The organism is Photobacterium sanguinicancri (assembly GCF_024346675.1).
Lineage (GTDB): Bacteria > Pseudomonadota > Gammaproteobacteria > Enterobacterales > Vibrionaceae > Photobacterium > Photobacterium sanguinicancri.
Genome location: NZ_AP024850.1, coordinates 1,393,084 through 1,411,992 on the forward strand (window position 1 = coordinate 1,393,084; position 18,909 = coordinate 1,411,992).

Here is an 18,909-nt window from a genome sequence, read left to right on the forward strand (position 1 = left end):
TTGGAACGCGTCGTTATTTCAAGTGAGTCTTAACGATTACTGCTGGTGAATAAGAACACTTTCTTGCCATTGACGTGGCAGCTTACGTGCTGATTTTTCCCATGCTTTAAAGTCAGTGACTGGTTGTACATTGGTGTAAAGGTCGTTTGATAACAGCTTATCTTGGACTGATTTAGGCAGGGTGACATTGCTACGAATAGGGCGAGCATAACCTTCAGCAAGGTTAATTTGACCTTGGTCGCTAAAGATATATTCACGCGCTAGTTTTGCTGCGTTAGGGTTTTGAGCGTACTTGTTGATGATGGTGGTGTAGCCTGAAATGACCGAACCATCTTGCGGAATAGTGACAGTGAAGCGGTCACGATCGATTTTGTCGCGGTAATTTAGGGCGTTAAAGTCCCACATTACAGCTACTTCAACTTCGCCTTTTTCAAGGTTAGCCATGTTAGGATCAGTGAAAGATAAACGGCCTTGTTTTGCTAGCTTAGAGAAGAATTTAAGCGCAGGTTTAAGGTTCGATTCGTCACCACCTTTGGCAAACGCGGCGGCTAAAATGGCATTGTTTGCTTGGGCTGCAACACCGACATTGCCAACAGTGACCTTGTAATCACCGTTTAGTAAATCATCCCAGCTTTTCGGTGCATTCTTTACTTGGTTGTTGTTGGTAATAAAAGAAATCGTGCCAGTGTAAGCCAGCGCCCAATGACCGTCTTCGTCTTTGGCCCAATCAGGAATGCTATCCCATGTTGTTGGCTTGTATGCTTGTGTCACGCCTTTTTTAACTGCTACACGAGCGAAGGCAAAACCGATATCGCCGATATCTGCAGTTGCACTTTTTTTCTCAGCTTCAAATTTTGCAATTTCTTGCGCCGAACTCATATCGGTATCTTGGTGTTTCAAACCGTAGTTGGCTTGTAGATCAGCCCAAGTTCCTTTCCAGTTAGCCCAACTGTCTGGCATCCCTACGCTGTACACAGCGCCTTCTTTTTGGGCTGCTTGAATAAGTGTGTCTAGGCTTGCGTCTTTCGCTGTTACCGATGCGGAAAAACTGGTTGCAATTAGGGTTGCAGAAAGTGCGGTTGAACGGCTAAGCAAAGTATTCATTGTCTCCATCCTTCTGGACTAGGTCAGTAAGTTCGACTTGTATGGTAGGGAAGGAATATGACGCTTTTAATGGAGTTTTTTTACAGTTTTAATGCGGTTATATGTCGCGAATATTTCAATAATCCAATAGGGAGCAGTGAAAGATATTGTCATTAAACTGTTATTTAGCTGACTTATCTTGTTCATCAATTATGGTTGTTGGACTAGATCAGAGATGGGTACACACGCAAATACACAGCTAGGAAAAATAAAAACGAGTCTTCGCCAGCAAATACAGTCACGCTTGATCAGCCAAAGACAGAAACTGCCTTCTGAAAGAGAGCTAAGTGAACTGTTTGCAACAACGCGTATCACTATTAAAGATGTATTAGTGTCGTTAGAAACCGAAGGGCTTATTTATCGCGAGGAGCGGCGTGGCTGGTATGTATCACCCGATCGAATCTGCTATAACCCGCTTTCACGAAGTCACTTTCATCATATGATCAGTGAACAGCATAGGAGTGCTGAAACCCGCTTGCTGAATATTCGCACCGAAGTGGCGGCAGGTGACTATGCTAAAGCACTCGATCTTCAGGAAATGGTGCAAATCCATGTTATTGAACGCTTGAGGTATATTGATGGGAGAGCTGTATTATTTGTTGAAAATTGCTTAAAAGCCGTATTGTTTCCCCATATATTGGCAGAGGATCTGACACTGTCATTGACGCGACTTTATCGAGAAAAATACGGTTATGAAACACAACGTTCACGCTTTGACGTGATTCCAACCGCAGCACCTGCTCATGTCGCCAAAGCACTTAACTTAGCCGAAGGCCAGCCTGTAATGAAAATATGCCGGGTAAACTACAAGCAAGACGGCGAGCTTATTGATTGCGAGTTTGAGTACTGGCGACCTGATGCAGTCATGATTCAGATCGACAGTGGAGGTTAGCTCGTAATCATGGCATTAAAAGCGCTCTTTAATCCCCATATAGCGCTCACGAATATGCTCAATTAAGGCCTGAATTCGTTTAGATGGTTTTTTGGTATAAGGATAAACTGCGTAAATACCAACTACTTTTCCCGAGTGTTTTGGCAGGACTTCAATCAGCTCACCGCGTTGTAATTCATCATAAATTAAACAAGTGGGTAGGTAGGCAATCCCGTTACCCTTGAGTGCCGCCTTTTTCAATGCTGCTGCATTATCTGAGGCAAAATTACCTGCAACTTTTAAAGTGTAATTTTCGTTATTGTTACGGATGAATAACCAATCAAAGGGCCCGGTACTTTGCTGGGTATAACCCAAGCAATTGTGGTGCAGCAAACCTTTGGGGGTTTCAGGTAAGCCAAATTGCGCAATATAATTTGGCGAGGCACAAATCATCCAACGAGAGTTGAAGATATGGCGAGCAATGAGGCTGGAATCTTCTAAGTAGCCAGTACGAATAACAAGGTCAAAGTTGTCTGATACTAAGTCAACGAAGTGATTATCCATCGACATTTCGACAGTTAAACCTGGGTGATTTTGGCAAAAATCGGACAAGGCTTCAGCCAGTAGAAGTTCGCCTGAAATGGTGGGAACAGAAACTCGAATATTACCTGATAGTGCTTCGCTATAGCCAGTGACGGCATCAAAGGCGGATTGTGCCACTTGATTGATTTCTTTGGCACGATGGAACAGCACGGAACCGGGTTCTGTCAGCGTCAACTTTCGTGTTGTGCGGTAAATCAGTTGTACACCAAGCTCATTTTCTAACTTACTGATGCGCTTACTGACGACCGATTTAGTTATTTTGTTTATTTCCGCGACCTTGCTAAAAGAGCCATGCTCGATCACTTGGGTAAATAACACTAAATCGTCGATTTGAGGCATAAAAGAACTCGTTAATGGTGATAGTGATAAATCAGGTATATAGGAAAGTAGTATAAAGCTAAAAAGGCCATGCTCCAATTGAAGCATAGCCTTGACTCTTTTTAACTATTGATTTGACTTATAGGTCGTCGATAATCACATAAGTCGCATAAATAGGGCCGTGAACACCAACCACTTTGATTAACTCGATATCTGCTGTTGAACTAGGACCAGAGATGAAGTTAACGCAGGATGGCATACGTTCACCTTTTTGCGCTTTCTCGTGTAGTTTGGCGGTTGCTTGGGTTAAGCGTGCCACCAAAGTACTTTTAGGTACAACAAACACGGATGCTTCAGGTAGTAGGCTGATTGCACGGCCTTGTGCTGGGTTGCTGTAAAGCACCATAGTGCCAGACTCAGCTAAGGCTTGTTCGGCAAATACCACGCCTACCTTTGCGCGTTCAGCCACTTCAATGTTAGGTGCGTAACCGAGTTCTGGGTTCCAGACGTGGACATGGTGAGTGTCAGTCTTTAGCTGCTCTACGTCGATTAAGTTTAATAAACGCGGGTCAGCTGAAATTACCGTTTCTTCCACTTTCGCTGGGGCGTCTGCATCTTGTGTTTCATCTTCACAGTATTTTTCACATACCGCCGCCAATGTTTGGGTAAGATCAGCTTGTGTTGTTTCAACAGCATGCGCACCTAATGCGGTGTGCGTGTAATCAACTAGTGCCGCTTTTAGTTCATCTAGGCTGTAATCTGCCATCACTTCTTGGTGGCAGGTGTATTTCAGTGCTGGTCGCTCAACCGCTTCGATTTGGCGAGGGCGGCCTAGTTTTTCTGCAATGTTATCTAAGAAACTGTCGCGATTATGAATTTGACTCATGATTGCCACTCCTCGTTAATTACGGTTTTTGAACCAGCTACGGAAAGATTGACCGTCTGGCGTAGGTAAATCGCGCGCTTCAGTCCACTCACTAATCGCACCCATATTTACGGGTAACTTACCATTTCGAATTAGGCCGCTGGCCATTGTGGCACCCACGCGTACGGTGGTATCCCATAGAATTGGTCGAGCATTAATGAAATTGAAAACACCAACAGATGCACGTTCGCCCAATGGTGTGACTTTCTGTTCACCCATTTTCTGTCGGTGTTTCAGTAGCAGGTCTGAAAGTGGAATTTTTACTGGGCATACATCATGGCAGGCCTTACACAAACTACAGGCATAAGGCAGATCTTTGAAATCATCGTAGCCACCCAGTAGCGGTGACAAAACAGCACCAATTGGGCCAGAATAGATAGAGCCGTAAGATTGACCACCAATATGGCGGTAAGCTGGGCAAGTATTAACACAAGCCGCGCAACGAACACAGCGTAGAATGTCGCGGAATTCTGATCCTAATATATCAGAGCGACCGTTATCAACGATCACTAAATGGAATTCTTCAGGGCCGTCAGTTTGATCATCTTCGCGCGGACCTGTTAGTGCGGTGACATAGCCAGTTAATGGCAAGCCAACAGCACTGCGGCACAAGAGGCTGATAACAATATCCAGCTCTTCAAAGGTAGGAACAATACGCTCCATCCCCATTACCGCGATATGTGTTTTGGGTAAGCTAGTCGCAAGACGAGCATTACCTTCATTAGTGACGAGTGTAACTGTGCCGGAATCTGCCACGGCGAAGTTACAGCCAGTAATACCAATGTCTGCTTCAAGAAAATCGTGGCGAATGTAATCACGCACGTAGCGGGTTAATTCTTCAGGGTCTTCACTGCCTTGATAACCAATTTTCTCTTGGAAAATATCACGGATCTGGTAGCGGTTTTTGTGCAGGGCTGGCACAACGATGTGCGATGGGGGATCGCAGTCATCGACTTGAAGAATATATTCGCCTAAATCGGTTTCTACTACTTCACAGCCGTTACGTTCAATTACGTGGTTGAGGTTAATTTCTTCCGTCACCATGGATTTAGACTTAACGACTTTTTTGGCATTTTTTGCCTGAATAATGCTTTCTACATAGCTAGTGGCTTCTTCTGCGGTGTGGGCAAAAAAGACCTGACCGCCATTTTTTTCGACACTTTCGCTCAGTTGATGCAGGTAGTAATCCAAGTTCTCTAGAACATGGTTACGAATATCCATCCCCATTTCGCGCCATTCTTCCCAGTTGCCAAGTTTGTCTGCCGCTTTTTGGCGGTTGGCGTACATACGGGTTTGGGCGTTGGCGACAGATTTACGCATAAAGTCATCTTTCATTTGGACTTTAATACGATCTTTAAATTTTACATTGCTGGTTTTCATCGACATGTGTGATCTCCTTAGCGGCTCATCAGCACATCAACAATGTGCATTACTTTAACGGGTTTACCTTCACGGTTAAGACGGCCACCAATGTTGATTAGGCAGCTAACATCTGCGCCGATAAGAAAATCAGGTTCTACCGCTGAGATGTGATGGACCTTTTCTTTGACCATCTCACCTGAAATTTCGGCCATTTTCACAGAGAAGGTTCCGCCAAACCCACAACAGGTTTCTTGGTTCTCAATCGGTAGCAACTCTAAACCCTCGACATTCGCGAGCAGCTTGAGTGGTTCTTCACGAACGTTCAATTTACGGATTAAGCTACACGACGGGTGATATACACCACGTCCTTCAAGACGGGCGCCAACGTTCTCAACACCTAAGGTATTTACGACAAATTGGGTTAATTCAAACAGACGATCCGCAACTTTCTGCGCACGCTCCGCCCATTCTGGTTCATCAGCCAGATATTCTGGATAACGTTTTACCGATGCTGCGCATGAGCCTGCAGGGGTCACAATCGGTAAATCATTACACTCAAATGCGCGAATAAGGTTTTTCATTGCAGGTTTACTGCTGTCGATATAGCCACTATTGAGGGAAGGTTGACCACAGCAACCTTGTTGCTCAGGGAAAATAACATCGCAGCCAAGTTGTTCGAGTAACAGGACTGTTTTTTTAGCTACTTCAGCTTTTACCGTGTCGCATAGACAGGTGACAAAGAAGTTAACCTTCATACATTGCTCCAGTTGGCAGCATTGCTACCGTATAGTGATTCTGGCAACGCTTAGCGTTGTCTGTTTATACCCATCTCGATACTGACCTATCTATACAAGTATAAGAACGTATCGAGATGGACTAAAAGTCGGCCCCTGATGCGAGGCCGTTTATTGTGTGTCTCTAATTGTGTTACTGATGTTTCTTCTTATTATTATGGGTACGGATTGGTTCCTAATCGCTCCGAATGCTGCGCTTGTAGCGAGTCTTTATTAAATAAACACACTCACTACCGCAACAATTGCACCATAAAGCACCATAGGTATAACGGTACGCTTAATGATGTAACCTTCTTTATTCGCTATCCCTAAGATTGTAGATACCGCAATAATATTGTTAATGCACACCATGTTACCCATAGAGCCACCAACAGACTGTAGGGCTAAAATAGTCGTGTCGGGTAAGCCAACGGTGTGGGCGATGGTTTGTTGGATACCACCGAAAGTCAGGTTCGATACCGTGGCAGAGCCAGAGAAAAATGCCCCTAGTGCACCAAGGTAAGAAGCAAAGAACTGCCAGTTTGTACCTGTTAAATCAGAGAACGCGCGTCCTGTTGTCATGATTGGCGAATTATCGCCACCCATCATCATGAACTTCACCATAATCAATGCGCCCACTAATGCGATAAACGGCATCTTGATACGGCTAGCTGTTTCGCTAAAGACTTGCTTAACCACAGCCTTTGGTAGCTTGAACACTGGGATTGAAATCAGCACAACTAAGAAGAAAGGGATTAATGCAGGCACGTACAATGTTTTGTAAGCCCATGCGGTTTCAGTACCTAGAATATTACTCAGTTTGATGATTAGCGCTTGGCTAATAGACAAATCACCCAAGAAACCTAAGTTCAAGTTAAGCATTGGCGTTGCATCGGTTAGCATGCCTTTAATGCCTAATTGCTGAATACGGGTAACAATTAAGATGACGATTAACATCAAAGTTGGGCTCATTGCTTTTACAATCTGACCAAACGGAATGTGTGTTGTCTTATGTTGTGTATCGGCTTCAGGCTCTTCTAACCCCACCTTGTAACGGGCAAGAACAATTGATACCGCTAAACCAATAGCACCACCAATCAGGGATGGGAACTCGTAGTTCCATTGTGCAAATAGGATATAAGGCACAGTACAAGCAAGAATGCTCAATTGGATAAACAGCATATTGCGACGAATTTGCTGCCAGCTAACCACAAAGCGCAATGCCAATACAGGAATGACAAAGGCAGCAATAGCATGCATTAGTGCTGAATTACGACCGACTTCAAGTAGATCACTGTCGCTTAGCCCTAAATTGCCGAAGCCAAACCATGTTGGCGTCCCAACGGCACCGAAAGAAACGGGAACAGAGTTCATCACCAGCGCTAACATTGCGACTTTAAGTGGATTAAAGCCTAAACCAACTAGGATAGGTGCAGCGATGGCCGCGGGTGTACCAAAACCTGATGCACCTTCAATCATAAAAGCAAATGCCCAACCAATAATCATTAGCTGTGCAACTTGGTTGCGGCTGATGGTTTCTAGCCATTGGCGAATAACATCTTCAGCGCCTGAAAGGGCGATTGTTCGGTTTAATAAAATGGCGCCCGCAATAATAGAAATTGGGGTAATGGCAGATAACATCCCTGCGACAATATTGGCGCTAAGTAAGGTGACATCTGAACCAAAGTAAAAAAGTTGTAGGGCACCAATTAATAATGCCGTCACCGGTAACGCGATGTGCGATGGCAATGCATTCTTTTTGGTCATCATCCATATCAGTAGCAAGATAGGGACTACCGAAATAACAAGGTTTAACATGCTGTATTCCACTCTATCGTGACTATCCATGCCGAGTGTTGTGTGCACTAAAGCGGTAGTCGATTTTGTAATTATTAATGTTGTAACTTTCGTGAATTTTTCTTGGTGTTTCGATTTCTACGACGTCGTGGGAAGAATATTGTAAGTATGAAAATACAGTTCGCTATGCTTTTTATTTAGTGATTTCATCAGACAAATCACCAATGTGTGATTGGTAATGAAATGTTAAATTCCAATATTCACTTTGCTTTGTTTTAAATCAATGGCTTATGTTTGCTGGGGTAAATCTAATAAAAGTCAATTGGAGCACTATTGGAAACAATGATTTTGTATGAATGACCTAATGAAATAGCGGCATTAAGAGTGTGGATTTAGCGAAATCGTGCTTTTCTGCGTGAAGTTCAATTTTAGCTGAAAATAAGTGGTGTAATAAAACTACATTTAGGGCGTTTTTATGTGGTTTTGAACTTTTATTACAAGGTGAAAATGCGTGGGGGGGATGGTAAGAACAGGGAGCACAAGCAGAGGGAGCCGACAATGCAAAAAACACCGAGTAGTGATCACTCGGTGTTTTTGGGCAAGCCTAATTAGGTTGAATCGATTTAGCTTAGTAAATGACTTTACCTATTCCATTTAGCAGTTGGCTAACACCTTGAGTAAAGTGCAGCGGGGCATTTGCCACTGTATAGCATAGACACCCTTCTTTGGTTTCAGGGGTGTGATGGTTAGAGGCATCTAGCCAAATAAAATCGCCAGCGTGATATACACCATTCTCATCACTGAATTCGCCTGCCAATAGTAATGTTAATTCGTAGCCTTTGTGCGTATGTGCTGGAATTGTGCCTTCTTTATCAATATGAAGCAGGCTTGCGCGTACTTCTTGTTCTTCAAGTGGTAAACGGGCACGAGTAATTTTACCTAATCCATGCCAATTTAAACCATCGAAACTACGAAGCGCACGTGGTAGTGGGTAGCGCGAGCCTTTACATTCCACGGTCGTAACTTCAACTGGGGTATGTACGAGTGGTTCTGCGGTTTCATTTTCTACAATGTCAGCGAACATCGCATCAAAGTTGGCTTGCAGATCAAATTCAGCTTCGGCAGATGCTACAGTACTTTTCGGCTCCGTCGGTGTTTCGGCGTCACGCCAAGAGCGCATGGCTGTTTGCGTGGTAAGTTTATCGGCTTGCTGTTGGCAGCATGGGCATAGCTCAATATGAGCAGAGACCGCAATTGAAAGTGATAGCGGTAGCTTACCTTCCACGTAGTCTTGCATTAACGCTGCATGCGGGTGATGTTTAATCATCGCTATTCTCCAATTGCCCTCGTAACTTTTGTAACCCAAGACGCAATCGTGACTTAATTGTTCCCACAGGAACGCCTAACTGGTCGGCGACATCTTGATGAGATCGTTGGTTTAAATAAATCTCCTTCACCACTACTTGCTGTGCTTCGGGCAAGGTCTCTATGTAAACCAGCAACTCGTCACTCAAGGTTGCATTGGCTTGTTCATCTGTGTGGCTTGCGAGCCGCTCTTCAAAAATAGGCCATAAATCGTCACTGTAATTATCTTCTCTGCTTGATTGCTGTTTACGGAGCATGTCAAAACAAAGATTACGCATGATGGTGTAAATCCATGTTGATGCGGCTCCTTTCGAGCCATCAAAAAGATGGGCTTTGCGCCACACTTTCATCATTGTTTCTTGGACAAGCTCCATTGCAACCGCTTCTTGCTTTAAGTACTTCAATCCGTAGATACGAACTTTTGGGCTGAAATGGGAAAAAATAACAGCGAACGAAGACTTATCACGGTGCAACGCGATATTGGCAAGCAGTTCTTTTTGTTTCTCAATACTCAATTCATCCATTGAAACTCTAGCCCGAGGTTGAGGTCGATTAGATTGAGTATGATAGTAATTTGTTAATGACATAATCTCAATAATGCCTCTGTTAAGAAACACTTCCACGAACATGTATTGAGATTTACGTAGCGGAATTAGGAATGGATCACTTATCTTTTTAATTCTTCGTCTATAACTGAGTGTAGAAAGGACAATGCAGCCTTGTGATCGCTGCGACTCATAAACCATTGCTTTTGCTCTGTACCTATAGGCAAAATCTCGAGCCAACGCTGACATACCCATGCCATATCTTCAAAATCTGGGTGAGGATAATGCGCTGCATGTTCAGGGTATTCTTCAAATAGCATTTGAAGCCCACTAGATAAATCACGGTCGATATATTTTATTTCGGTGGGAGTCCAATTGGGGATAATTGACGTCGTTGCCATGATCAAACCATCATCTTCTGTCCAATGCTGATTGATCACAAATTTATCGATAGCACGTACAGTGATACCCAAGAAGCCATCGGGCATTTGATCAAAATCGGTAATAACAACGCGTGAACCAAAGTGACAAAGGTTGTCATCGGTTTGCATGCAAAGGCCAAAACCTTCATTAGATGCCATCGCCATTTTGACTAATCGGACATACCTAGGTTCAAATATTCGAAGCGTGCTTATCCCACCAGGTAGTAGGTATAGCTTAAGGGGGAATAGGGGTAACTGCATCATATAACCCTTACTGACGTTAATAATGCCTGCCAATAGGTAGCGGCATATATCGCGAGAACAGTCATTTACCTAGCAAGTTATTATTGACCTATCCGTGTGCTTTATAGGGCTAGATTGAATCACTGGTACTCAAAGAGAACGCATATACGTTCTAGTACGAATTATTATTATTTAACGATCATTGTGTAGCTTTGGGTTTAGTATAAGCAGACAAATGTAGGAATTTGTCTGCTTTTCGATAATGGCGTTATTCTGATGCAGAAAGCACAGTAAAAATAGCAGAAGTGAGTTTACTAAGTTGCTCTGGCGTAATAATAAAAGGTGGCATGATGTACACAAGTTTCCCGAATGGGCGAATCCAGACACCAGCATCTACAAATGCTTGCTGAATACTGGCCATATCGACAGCTTGATGCAATTCAACCACACCAATTGCGCCAAGCCAGCGTACAGCTTTCACGGCACCTAGTTGGCTAATTTCTGTTAATTCAACCGCAAGTTGTTTTTCTATTGCCAATACCTGTTGTTGCCATTTGCCTTCTTGCAGTATTGATAAACTGGCGTCGGCAACTGCACAGGCTAATGGGTTACCCATAAAAGTGGGCCCATGCATGAAACAGCCCGCATCCCCGCCACATACAGTATCAGCAACATGCTTAGTTGCCAAAGTAGCCGATAGCGTCATGTATCCACCTGTCAACGCTTTGCCCACACACATAATATCTGGGCTGATGTTTGCATGTTCACAAGCGAATAATTTCCCTGTACGTCCAAACCCTGTTGCGATTTCATCAGCGATTAAGAGTATGCCAAACTTATCACACAGTTCGCGGACACGTTTGAGGAACGTTGGGTGGTAAAGGCGCATACCGCCAGCACCTTGCACGATAGGTTCAAGGATTACTGCAGCTAGTTCAGTCTGATGTGCGGTAATTTGATCACGAAAATCAGAAATATCATCTTCGCACCATTCATCGAAGAAACCACATTCTGGAGAGTCGGCAAAAATGTGCTCAGGCAAGAAACCTTTATACAAACTGTGCATCGAGTTATCAGGATCTGTTACTGACATTGCAGCAAAAGTATCCCCATGGTAGCCATGACGTACCGTCAGAAATTTAGGGCGACGTTCTTGTTTGGTGTGCCAATATTGCAGTGCCATTTTTAGGGCGACTTCAACGGCAACAGACCCGGAATCCGCAAGAAAAACATGCTGAAGTGGCGCTGGTGTCATCGCAACTAACTTTTGGCACAGATCTACTGCTGGCTGGTGGGTGATCCCGCCAAACATCACATGCGACATTTTATCAATTTGTGCTTTTGCAGCGCCATTCAGAACCGAATGGTTATAGCCATGTATGGTTGACCACCACGAAGACATCCCATCAATAATCTGCCTACCATCCTCTAATTCCAGATAAACACCATTTGCACCTGTGACAGGGTAACAAGGAAGAGGGTTTAGCGTGGAGGTGTAGGGGTGCCAGATGTGCTGTTGATCAAATTCTAAATCTATTTTATTGGTTAATTCTTGCACAGATGTAAACCTTGGTGTTTGTTGTTAGTTGACAGTCTACTAAGTCTACGTAGACTAGCCAAGCATTACAGTAAGTAAAATTATTCATAGAAATAGATTTACTGGCGCGTTTGTTATGTCAGTCACTAGAGCTGGTATCAGAATAATAACAAGCAGTTAAGCATGTCGATTGTGCAAAATGGTACGTAAAAAATCGTACCCAATTGCTAAAGAAAGGGGTTATACACGTGGAAGTAAGACACGACTGGACCGTCGCGGAAGTTCAAGCTTTATTTGATAAGCCATTTATGGATCTAGTGTTTGAAGCGCAGCAGATACACCGCCAATATCACGAACCAAATAAAGTTCAGGTTAGTACCTTGCTGTCGATCAAAACAGGTGCTTGCCCTGAAGACTGTAAATACTGCCCGCAGAGTGCACACTACCGCACTGATGTAGAGCGTGAACGCTTGCTGGAAGTAGAACAAGTACTTGAGGCTGCAAATAAAGCAAAAGTGTCTGGTGCTACTCGCTTCTGTATGGGGGCAGCGTGGAAAAACCCGAAAGAGCGCGATATGCCTTACCTGTTGGATATGATCCGTGGGGTAAAGGATATGGGGTTAGAAACCTGTATGACACTGGGCATGATCACGGGCGATCAAGCCAATGTGTTGGCTGATGCGGGTTTGGATTACTACAACCATAATCTTGATACATCACCTGAATATTACGGCAGCATTATTACTACCCGTACTTACCAAGATCGTTTAGATACACTTGGTCATGTGCGTGATTCAGGTATGAAAATCTGTTCGGGCGGCATCATTGGCATGGGTGAAAGCTCACGAGACCGTGCTGCACTGCTAGTTGAACTAGCGAACTTACCGACTCACCCTGAAAGTGTACCAATTAACATGTTGGTGAAAGTGAAGGGGACACCGCTTGAAAACGTGGATGACGTAGATCCATTCGACTTTGTTCGTATTGTCGCTGTTGCACGTATCATTATGCCTGAATCTGCAGTTCGCCTTTCAGCTGGGCGTGAAGACATGAATGAGCAAATGCAAACGCTGTGCTTTATGGCGGGTGCTAACTCGGTTTTTTATGGTTGTAAACTGCTTACTACGCCGAACCCAGGTGAAGACAAAGACATGCAGTTGTTTGCAAAATTAGGTATTAACAGCCAAGAGCAAGCAGCAAAACCGGATCAAATCCAAGAGCATGAATTGCTTGATCGTGTGGCAGAGCGTGTGGCTTCGCGTCCAAGTAAAGATGATTTGTTTTACGATGCAACTGTTTAACGAACACATCACACAAGCGCTGGCAGGGCGCCAACAACAGGGCTTATACCGCCAGCGTGTGTGCCTTGAACGTGCAGCGCAGCAGGTGAATCACCAAGGAAAAACGTTACTGAACTTTTCATCAAACGATTACCTTGGTTTAGCGCAAGAGCCGCGTATATTGCAAGCGTGGCAACAAGGGTTGCAACGTTATGGTGCGGGTAGTGGGGCATCGCCACTTGTCACTGGCTTTAATAAACCCCATCAGCAATTAGAACAACAGCTCGCACAATGGTTAGGTTATGACAGAGCGTTACTGTTTAACAGTGGCTTTGGTGCTAATCAAGCTGTGCTGTTTACCTTGCTAAATAAAACCCATAGCTTGCTGCAAGATAAACTTAACCATGCATCACTAATAGAAGCGGGCATGTTATCGCCTGCCAATATGAAGCGTTTTAAGCACAATGACGTCGCGCATTTACGTCAGTTACTCACTCAACAAGCAGATCAAGCATCTTTGGTGGTAACGGAAGGTGTATTCAGTATGGATGGCGATCTTGCTCCCCTATCTGATATATCAAAAGCAACGCAGTCGTCTTCCTCATGGCTAATGGTGGATGATGCACACGGTTGTGGTGTATTGGGAGAGAGAGGCCGCGGAAGCTGCGATTTTGCCAACATTAAAGCCGACATCCTTATTGTTACTTTCGGTAAAGCCTTTGGTTTACAAGGTGCAGCGGTATTATGCAATGAACAAACGGCTGAGTACTTTGTACAGTTTGCGCGCCATTTTATCTATTCAACAGCTATGCCTCCCGCGCAAGCTTATGCACTTTTAACCGCATGTGAACTCATTCAACAAGATGAATGGCGACGCGAAAAACTGGCGCAATTAAGCGCAGAATTTGAACATGTGCTTGATGATGCTATCGCTTTTAATAATACCCAGTCGCCAATTAAACCTTTGCTTGTCGGTAGCAGTGAAAAAGCAATGCAGCTTTCTCAAGCGTTGAATCAAAGAGGGTGTTGGGTAAGTGCAATTCGCCCACCAACAGTACCGCTGAACAGCGCGAGATTACGCATTACATTAACGGCTAGCCATAGCACCGAAGATGTTAAATACCTAGCAACAACAATCAATGAGGTGATGTATGACTGATGTTGCAAAAGCGGTGCTAGCTATTAATTCCCCAGAGTCAGCCAGCCAGTTAGAACACAATCAGTATGCTGATAAAGAGGCTATCGCGGCGGCCTTTGGTAAAGCGGCTGCGAATTATGATAAATCCGCCGCTTTTCAGCGACTCGTCGGCCATCAACTCATAGAAAGACTCCCTACATTAATGCCTGTGGGGAGTAAATTACTCGATATTGGGTGTGGCACTGGGTATTTCTCAGAGCAACTCGCCAATCGTGGCTTTGATGTTTGTGCGACAGATCTGTCGTTACAAATGCTTGAACAGGCTAAACAGCGTTGTGGTAACCAAATTACTTATCAACAGGGGGACGCAGAAAACCTACCTTTTCCCGATAGTAGATTTGATGTTGCATATACCTCTTTGGCGTTACAGTGGTGCTCAGATTTATCAATACCTTTAAAAGAGCTACGACGTGTGGTCAAACCCGGCGGTTGTATTTTATTCACTACATTGGCAGAAAATTCATTGTATGAGCTTCGTTATGCGTGGCAGCAGGTTGATCAATATCAACATGTGAACCACTTTCTTTCGCAAAAGGCGGTAAAACTTGCGCTGGCGCAAGCGGGTGGGGAAATCGATACCCTAGAATTCCTTCCGATTACAGTGAAATACAATACGGCAGTTGAACTCATGAAAGACCTGAAAGGGATAGGGGCGACGCATCTGCAGCGAGAGCGCAAAGCAGGCTTAGCTAGTCGCAGGACAATTCAGGCTTTAGAACGCGCTTACGATGAGTTTAGAGATGAGAAAGGCCAACTGCCAGCAACCTATCAAGTCTGTTTTGGAGTAATAATTAATGACTAACGCTTTCTTTGTAACAGGGACCGATACCGAAGTCGGTAAAACGGTTGCCACGCGCGCAATTCTACAAGCTGCGGCTAGCGCGAATATTAAGATGGCAGGCTACAAGCCAGTAGCGTCAGACAGTAAAAAAACAGATGAAGGCATGCGTAATTCTGATGCGTTGTACATTCAAGAAGCCTCTGTTGTTGAGCTTGAGTACGACGAAGTTAACCCTTATGCTTTTGAAGCGGCGGTGTCACCACACTTAGCAGCAGAGCAAGAAAACCGTGTGATTGAATTCCCAGTGATTTCTGCTGGCCTCGAAGCCCTAAAAGCGAAGTCTGAAGCGGTATTAGTTGAAGGTGCAGGTGGTTGGCGTGTCCCTGTTTCACGTACCGATTATCTTTCTAGCTGGGTAAAGCAAGAGAAGTTACCTGTTATTTTGGTTATTGGCGTGAAGCTTGGTTGTATGAGCCATGCAATTCTAACGGCAGAAGCAATCCGTAACGACGGCTTAGAGCTTGTTGGTTGGGTAGCTAACCGTATTAACCCGGGTACAGAGAATTACGCAGAAATCATTCGTATGATGGAAGAGAACCTAGGCGCACCTAAACTAGGCGAAATCCCATACATGCCGAGTATTAAAAAGCGTGATTTGTCTAAGTACATCAACTTAGCACCGCTAGGACTATAACTTACCGAATACGTTCTGCATGAATTGCAGGGTGTTACTCACAGTAAGTAGATAGACATTAAAAAGCCGACATTAAGTCGGCTTTTTTGTGCGTGGTCTAAATCAACCTGACTAAAGCGTGATGAAATACAGGGTGATGCAAGAATAAAGTGTGAAAGTGGGGCGTGTGGGTCAATAAAGGTTTTAGCAACCACAAGAAGAATGGCTGTAACCGACTACCAGTGAAGCTAGGGCGACTTTGCGCAGCACATTGGGGGCAACCGTTACCTGCCAAGTGATTAAAGGGAAGCTGTTCGAATGTACCGTGTAGCGCACAGGTCACTTTCCCCTTTGTTCTCGCGTTTACATACACGAAATTCTCGTAGCTATAACGTTTATTATGTAATCGTAGTGCTTGGCTAATGAAATCTGACGTGGTTTTTGTACGATTGTTTTTTGCACAGGCAGGACAGCCAGCGCCACGTAAGTGTGTATCGGGCCGCTGCTCAAAAGGACCGTGCAATGGGCAAGTAATGGTCGCTTTTGTTAATGCTCCTGCATAGACGAAGCGATCATAATGATATTTGCCATGATGAATAGCGTAAGCACGCTCAATGAACTGCGCTTGCGTTAAAGGCGTAGAACGCGAGCAACTTGGACAGCCTTTGCCCGCTAAATGCGAATTAGGGCGCTGTTCAAATTCACCATGGTGTGGACAAATAATGGTACTTTTCTCAAGTGAACCACGATAGACAAATTTACTGTAATCGTATTTGTCTTTATGTACTGCTTTGGCTTTTATCACAAACTCTTTGATTGTTTGTTTTTCTTTGCCTGAACATTTAGGGCAACCTCTGCCCGCGAGGTGAGCATCAGCTCGCTGTTCAAAGTCGCCATGTATTGGGCATGTTATCAGGCTTTTGGCTTTGGCGTTGGTATACACGAAATTTTCATAACCGTATTTTCCGTTATGAAAAGCCCGTGCTTGTTCAACGAACATTGCTGTGGTCTTTTTCATTTCTGTATCTTCGTCTTTGTCTATTCGGCCTACCAGTCAACTACTTCTAATTAGGTAGGCAAAGCTACGTTCCTAAAGGAAGGTATTGATTATTAAAGGTTATTATATTTTCACTACACGTATTTATAGAATAACTATTCAGTCTATTAATGCATAGTCCTACTAACTGATGACACAATCAACCACCAAAAATGAAAATCAATGATTGCAAAAATTGTGATTTTAATCATCTTTGGTGAAGCGTAGATTCAATCGCCGAATTAAAGCGAAACTCTAAAATATTTATTTTCCCAATAAATAACAAAACACCTTAAATAAAGAATATCTCAGTGCAAGTGTTGTAATTGAATATATGTTTGGATGATTTCAAATGTAATGTGTTTTATGTTTGGAAGTTTAATAATATTAAAATCATTAATAAAATTGTGTGACATTTAAAATCTTTGTGTTAGTTTAAAAAAACACTTTGGGTTTTATTTATTATTGCGTCGGTTATTTTATATCTGATGATATTTGGGAGGTGGTTAGCTAAATATTAATTAACGTAAGAGGATATATCTATGGAAAGCTACTCCCCGGGTTCAGATATTATTTCTGTTGTGAAGTCATTATTGCTAGCACAATCAATTGTTGGTGCCGCTGTGATTTTATATCAAATAGTGTCGGGAGATTCCCTGAGTGTTGAGTCAGCATTAATTGGCGTTGCTGTTGCTGTTGTTCCCTCTTTATTAGGTTTGCTTGCTGTTGCAGTAAAAGTTAAGCGTAATAACAGAAGTCACATCAGTGAGCTAGCATGGTTTAATGAGTCGATTAAATTGACGTACACCGCTGTATTGATGTTGTTGGTCTCTAGGTTTATAGAAATCAATGAGATAGTAATGCTTATCGCTTACTCTCTGACTTATATGGGAAGTTGTTTAACCCCTATACTTAACAAACCTCAATTTAGGATGACGTAAGGTGGAAATAGTTACTTCTGCTCATGAATATATTGAGCACCATCTGACATTTCTCACGGCAGGCGAAGGATTCTGGAGTATTAACTTAGACTCCATGTTCATGGTTTGGGTGTTAGGTTTAACTTTTATTGGTGTGTTTAGGTATGTTGCAACTAAAGGAACAAGTGGTGTTCCAGGTAGGCTGCAATGTTTTATTGAAATCACATTTGAATTTGTTAATAACCTAGTAAAAGAAATATTTAAAACAGAAGATAAATTAATAGGTCCTCTTTCATTAACCATATTTGTATGGGTATTCTTAATGAATGCTATTGATTTGCTCCCTGTGGATTTTGTGCCAATGATTGCACGTATTCTTGGGTTTGAGCATTTCAGAGACCTACCATCAGCTGATATAAATGTTCCTGTGTCGATGGCGCTTGGTGTATTCATTCTTATTATTGGATATACGCTTAAAAATAAAGGGTTAGTTGGGTTTATTAAAGAACTAACAACACAACCTTTTGCTCATCCACTGTTGTATCCAGTGAACTTTATTTTGGAATTAGTAACACTGATCTCCAAACCTATTTCACTTGGTTTACGGCTGTTTGGAAATATGTATGCAGGTGAGATGATTTTTATTCTTATCGCATTAATGCCTTGGTGGATGCAATGGGCACTGAGTGTGCCGTGGGCACTGTTCCACATCTTAATCGTGTTCTTGCAGGCTTTCATTTTCATGGTACTGACAATTGTTTACCTGGGAATGGCAGTAGAAGAGCAACATTGATTTTATTTTCTTTAGTTTCATTTTTTCACAATTAGATTCGGAGTTATTCATGGATATTGTTAGTGCGGTTCTTTACGTTGCGGGTGCACTGCTTATTGGTTTAGGTGCTGCGGGTGCAGCAAGCGGTATCGGTAACTTGGCCGGTAAATATCTTGAAGGTGTGGCACGTCAACCTGATTTGACCCCAATGCTACGTACTCAGTTCTTCATCATGATGGGTCTGGTGGATGCGGTACCAATGATCGGTGTAGGTATCGGTCTGTACATCATCTTTGCTGTGGCATAAGTCATTCAACCACTCTTTTAAACAACATTGGGTTACCA

At 43.4% G+C, this 18,909-nt stretch carries 19 protein-coding genes; 8 read left to right on the forward strand and 11 right to left on the reverse strand.

The genetic code is table 11. The features are described from left to right. Positions 1-36: 36 nt before the first annotated feature. The gene (locus tag OCU87_RS06675) at positions 37-1,104 is read right to left on the reverse strand and encodes an ABC transporter substrate-binding protein (protein ID WP_261858060.1); all 1,068 of its coding nucleotides are present in this window, start codon (positions 1,102-1,104) and stop codon (positions 37-39) included. Positions 1,105-1,318: 214 nt separating this feature from the next. Between OCU87_RS06675 and OCU87_RS06680 the strand changes: the two genes are divergently transcribed. Then, on the forward strand, positions 1,319-2,035 hold the full coding sequence (locus OCU87_RS06680) for a UTRA domain-containing protein (protein ID WP_261858061.1): 717 nt from the start codon (positions 1,319-1,321) through the stop codon (positions 2,033-2,035). Positions 2,036-2,050: 15 nt separating this feature from the next. Here the strand turns inward: OCU87_RS06680 and OCU87_RS06685 are convergent, their stop codons facing one another. The 9 genes from OCU87_RS06685 to bioA form a co-directional block, all read right to left on the reverse strand. Beyond that, positions 2,051-2,956 (reverse strand): LysR family transcriptional regulator, encoded by a 906-nt coding sequence (locus tag OCU87_RS06685; protein ID WP_062688869.1) that lies wholly within the window; start codon positions 2,954-2,956, stop codon positions 2,051-2,053. 118 nt (positions 2,957-3,074) lie between these two features. Next, positions 3,075-3,821, reverse strand: coding sequence for a LutC/YkgG family protein (locus OCU87_RS06690; protein ID WP_094956206.1), 747 nt, complete (start codon positions 3,819-3,821; stop codon positions 3,075-3,077). 15 nt (positions 3,822-3,836) lie between these two features. Next, on the reverse strand, positions 3,837-5,246 hold the full coding sequence (locus tag OCU87_RS06695; protein ID WP_261858062.1) for a LutB/LldF family L-lactate oxidation iron-sulfur protein: 1,410 nt from the start codon (positions 5,244-5,246) through the stop codon (positions 3,837-3,839). Between the two features lie 11 nt (positions 5,247-5,257). Beyond that, positions 5,258-5,977, reverse strand: coding sequence for a (Fe-S)-binding protein (locus tag OCU87_RS06700; RefSeq protein ID WP_062688807.1), 720 nt, complete (start codon positions 5,975-5,977; stop codon positions 5,258-5,260). A gap of 252 nt (positions 5,978-6,229) precedes the next feature. Then, positions 6,230-7,813: an L-lactate permease gene (locus OCU87_RS06705; protein ID WP_261858063.1), complete on the reverse strand. Its 1,584-nt coding sequence runs from the start codon at positions 7,811-7,813 to the stop codon at positions 6,230-6,232. Positions 7,814-8,420: 607 nt separating this feature from the next. Then, the gene (locus tag OCU87_RS06710) at positions 8,421-9,119 is read right to left on the reverse strand and encodes a ChrR family anti-sigma-E factor (RefSeq protein ID WP_062688811.1); all 699 of its coding nucleotides are present in this window, start codon (positions 9,117-9,119) and stop codon (positions 8,421-8,423) included. Continuing rightward, complete coding sequence (locus OCU87_RS06715; protein WP_083540834.1) at positions 9,112-9,681, reverse strand: sigma-70 family RNA polymerase sigma factor; 570 nt, start codon at positions 9,679-9,681, stop codon at positions 9,112-9,114. The genes OCU87_RS06710 and OCU87_RS06715 overlap by 8 nt, the downstream gene beginning before the upstream one ends. 143 nt (positions 9,682-9,824) lie before the next feature. After that, on the reverse strand, positions 9,825-10,388 hold the full coding sequence (locus OCU87_RS06720) for an LON peptidase substrate-binding domain-containing protein (protein WP_315972481.1): 564 nt from the start codon (positions 10,386-10,388) through the stop codon (positions 9,825-9,827). A 247-nt stretch (positions 10,389-10,635) separates the two neighbouring features. Continuing rightward, complete coding sequence (gene bioA, locus OCU87_RS06725; RefSeq protein WP_261858064.1) at positions 10,636-11,925, reverse strand: adenosylmethionine--8-amino-7-oxononanoate transaminase; 1,290 nt, start codon at positions 11,923-11,925, stop codon at positions 10,636-10,638. A gap of 227 nt (positions 11,926-12,152) precedes the next feature. Between bioA and bioB the strand changes: the two genes are divergently transcribed. Genes bioB through bioD form a run of 4 tightly spaced genes read left to right on the forward strand, consistent with a single transcriptional unit; the run spans position 12,153 to position 15,857 of the window. Continuing rightward, the gene (gene bioB, locus OCU87_RS06730; RefSeq protein ID WP_062688818.1) at positions 12,153-13,205 is read left to right on the forward strand and encodes a biotin synthase BioB; all 1,053 of its coding nucleotides are present in this window, start codon (positions 12,153-12,155) and stop codon (positions 13,203-13,205) included. Further along, entirely contained in the window at positions 13,192-14,343 is a 1,152-nt protein-coding gene (gene bioF, locus OCU87_RS06735) for an 8-amino-7-oxononanoate synthase (protein ID WP_261858065.1), read from the forward strand. The genes bioB and bioF overlap by 14 nt, the downstream gene beginning before the upstream one ends. Then, the gene (gene bioC / locus OCU87_RS06740; RefSeq protein WP_261858066.1) at positions 14,336-15,184 is read left to right on the forward strand and encodes a malonyl-ACP O-methyltransferase BioC; all 849 of its coding nucleotides are present in this window, start codon (positions 14,336-14,338) and stop codon (positions 15,182-15,184) included. Before bioF ends, bioC begins: the two co-directional genes overlap by 8 nt. Next, the gene (gene bioD, locus OCU87_RS06745; RefSeq protein WP_261858067.1) at positions 15,177-15,857 is read left to right on the forward strand and encodes a dethiobiotin synthase; all 681 of its coding nucleotides are present in this window, start codon (positions 15,177-15,179) and stop codon (positions 15,855-15,857) included. The genes bioC and bioD overlap by 8 nt, the downstream gene beginning before the upstream one ends. Positions 15,858-15,954: 97 nt before the next feature. On the opposite strand, the gene OCU87_RS06750 is transcribed toward bioD, so the two are convergent. After that, on the reverse strand, positions 15,955-16,854 hold the full coding sequence (locus OCU87_RS06750) for a hypothetical protein (RefSeq protein ID WP_206422891.1): 900 nt from the start codon (positions 16,852-16,854) through the stop codon (positions 15,955-15,957). Positions 16,855-17,414: 560 nt separating this feature from the next. Here OCU87_RS06750 and OCU87_RS06755 point away from each other — a divergent pair. From OCU87_RS06755 to atpE, 3 genes are read left to right on the forward strand one after another with little or no spacing between them, the layout of a single operon-like run. Continuing rightward, positions 17,415-17,813 (forward strand): ATP synthase subunit I, encoded by a 399-nt coding sequence (locus OCU87_RS06755; RefSeq protein ID WP_062688824.1) that lies wholly within the window; start codon positions 17,415-17,417, stop codon positions 17,811-17,813. Between the two features lies 1 nt (position 17,814). Then, positions 17,815-18,585: a F0F1 ATP synthase subunit A gene (gene atpB / locus OCU87_RS06760; RefSeq protein ID WP_062688826.1), complete on the forward strand. Its 771-nt coding sequence runs from the start codon at positions 17,815-17,817 to the stop codon at positions 18,583-18,585. Between the two features lie 49 nt (positions 18,586-18,634). Continuing rightward, the gene (gene atpE / locus OCU87_RS06765) at positions 18,635-18,871 is read left to right on the forward strand and encodes a F0F1 ATP synthase subunit C (RefSeq protein ID WP_004730405.1); all 237 of its coding nucleotides are present in this window, start codon (positions 18,635-18,637) and stop codon (positions 18,869-18,871) included. The last annotated feature ends 38 nt before the right edge of the window (positions 18,872-18,909 follow it).

What these genes read in the sequence shown, in the direction of transcription:
- OCU87_RS06675 (WP_261858060.1), bottom strand. Translation starts at nt 1,104, where the DNA reads ATGAATACTTTGCTTAGCCGTTCAACCGCACTTTCTGCAACCCTAATT.
- atpE (WP_004730405.1), top strand. Translation starts at nt 18,635, where the DNA reads ATGGATATTGTTAGTGCGGTTCTTTACGTTGCGGGTGCACTGCTTATT.
- OCU87_RS06700 (WP_062688807.1), bottom strand. Translation starts at nt 5,977, where the DNA reads ATGAAGGTTAACTTCTTTGTCACCTGTCTATGCGACACGGTAAAAGCT.
- OCU87_RS06705 (WP_261858063.1), bottom strand. Translation starts at nt 7,813, where the DNA reads ATGTTAAACCTTGTTATTTCGGTAGTCCCTATCTTGCTACTGATATGG.
- OCU87_RS06715 (WP_083540834.1), bottom strand. Translation starts at nt 9,681, where the DNA reads ATGGATGAATTGAGTATTGAGAAACAAAAAGAACTGCTTGCCAATATC.
- OCU87_RS06710 (WP_062688811.1), bottom strand. Translation starts at nt 9,119, where the DNA reads ATGATTAAACATCACCCGCATGCAGCGTTAATGCAAGACTACGTGGAA.
- bioC (WP_261858066.1), top strand. Translation starts at nt 14,336, where the DNA reads ATGACTGATGTTGCAAAAGCGGTGCTAGCTATTAATTCCCCAGAGTCA.
- OCU87_RS06750 (WP_206422891.1), bottom strand. Translation starts at nt 16,854, where the DNA reads ATGAAAAAGACCACAGCAATGTTCGTTGAACAAGCACGGGCTTTTCAT.
- OCU87_RS06690 (WP_094956206.1), bottom strand. Translation starts at nt 3,821, where the DNA reads ATGAGTCAAATTCATAATCGCGACAGTTTCTTAGATAACATTGCAGAA.
- bioD (WP_261858067.1), top strand. Translation starts at nt 15,177, where the DNA reads ATGACTAACGCTTTCTTTGTAACAGGGACCGATACCGAAGTCGGTAAA.
- OCU87_RS06695 (WP_261858062.1), bottom strand. Translation starts at nt 5,246, where the DNA reads ATGTCGATGAAAACCAGCAATGTAAAATTTAAAGATCGTATTAAAGTC.
- OCU87_RS06755 (WP_062688824.1), top strand. Translation starts at nt 17,415, where the DNA reads ATGGAAAGCTACTCCCCGGGTTCAGATATTATTTCTGTTGTGAAGTCA.
- OCU87_RS06680 (WP_261858061.1), top strand. Translation starts at nt 1,319, where the DNA reads ATGGGTACACACGCAAATACACAGCTAGGAAAAATAAAAACGAGTCTT.
- OCU87_RS06720 (WP_315972481.1), bottom strand. Translation starts at nt 10,388, where the DNA reads ATGATGCAGTTACCCCTATTCCCCCTTAAGCTATACCTACTACCTGGT.
- OCU87_RS06685 (WP_062688869.1), bottom strand. Translation starts at nt 2,956, where the DNA reads ATGCCTCAAATCGACGATTTAGTGTTATTTACCCAAGTGATCGAGCAT.
- bioF (WP_261858065.1), top strand. Translation starts at nt 13,192, where the DNA reads ATGCAACTGTTTAACGAACACATCACACAAGCGCTGGCAGGGCGCCAA.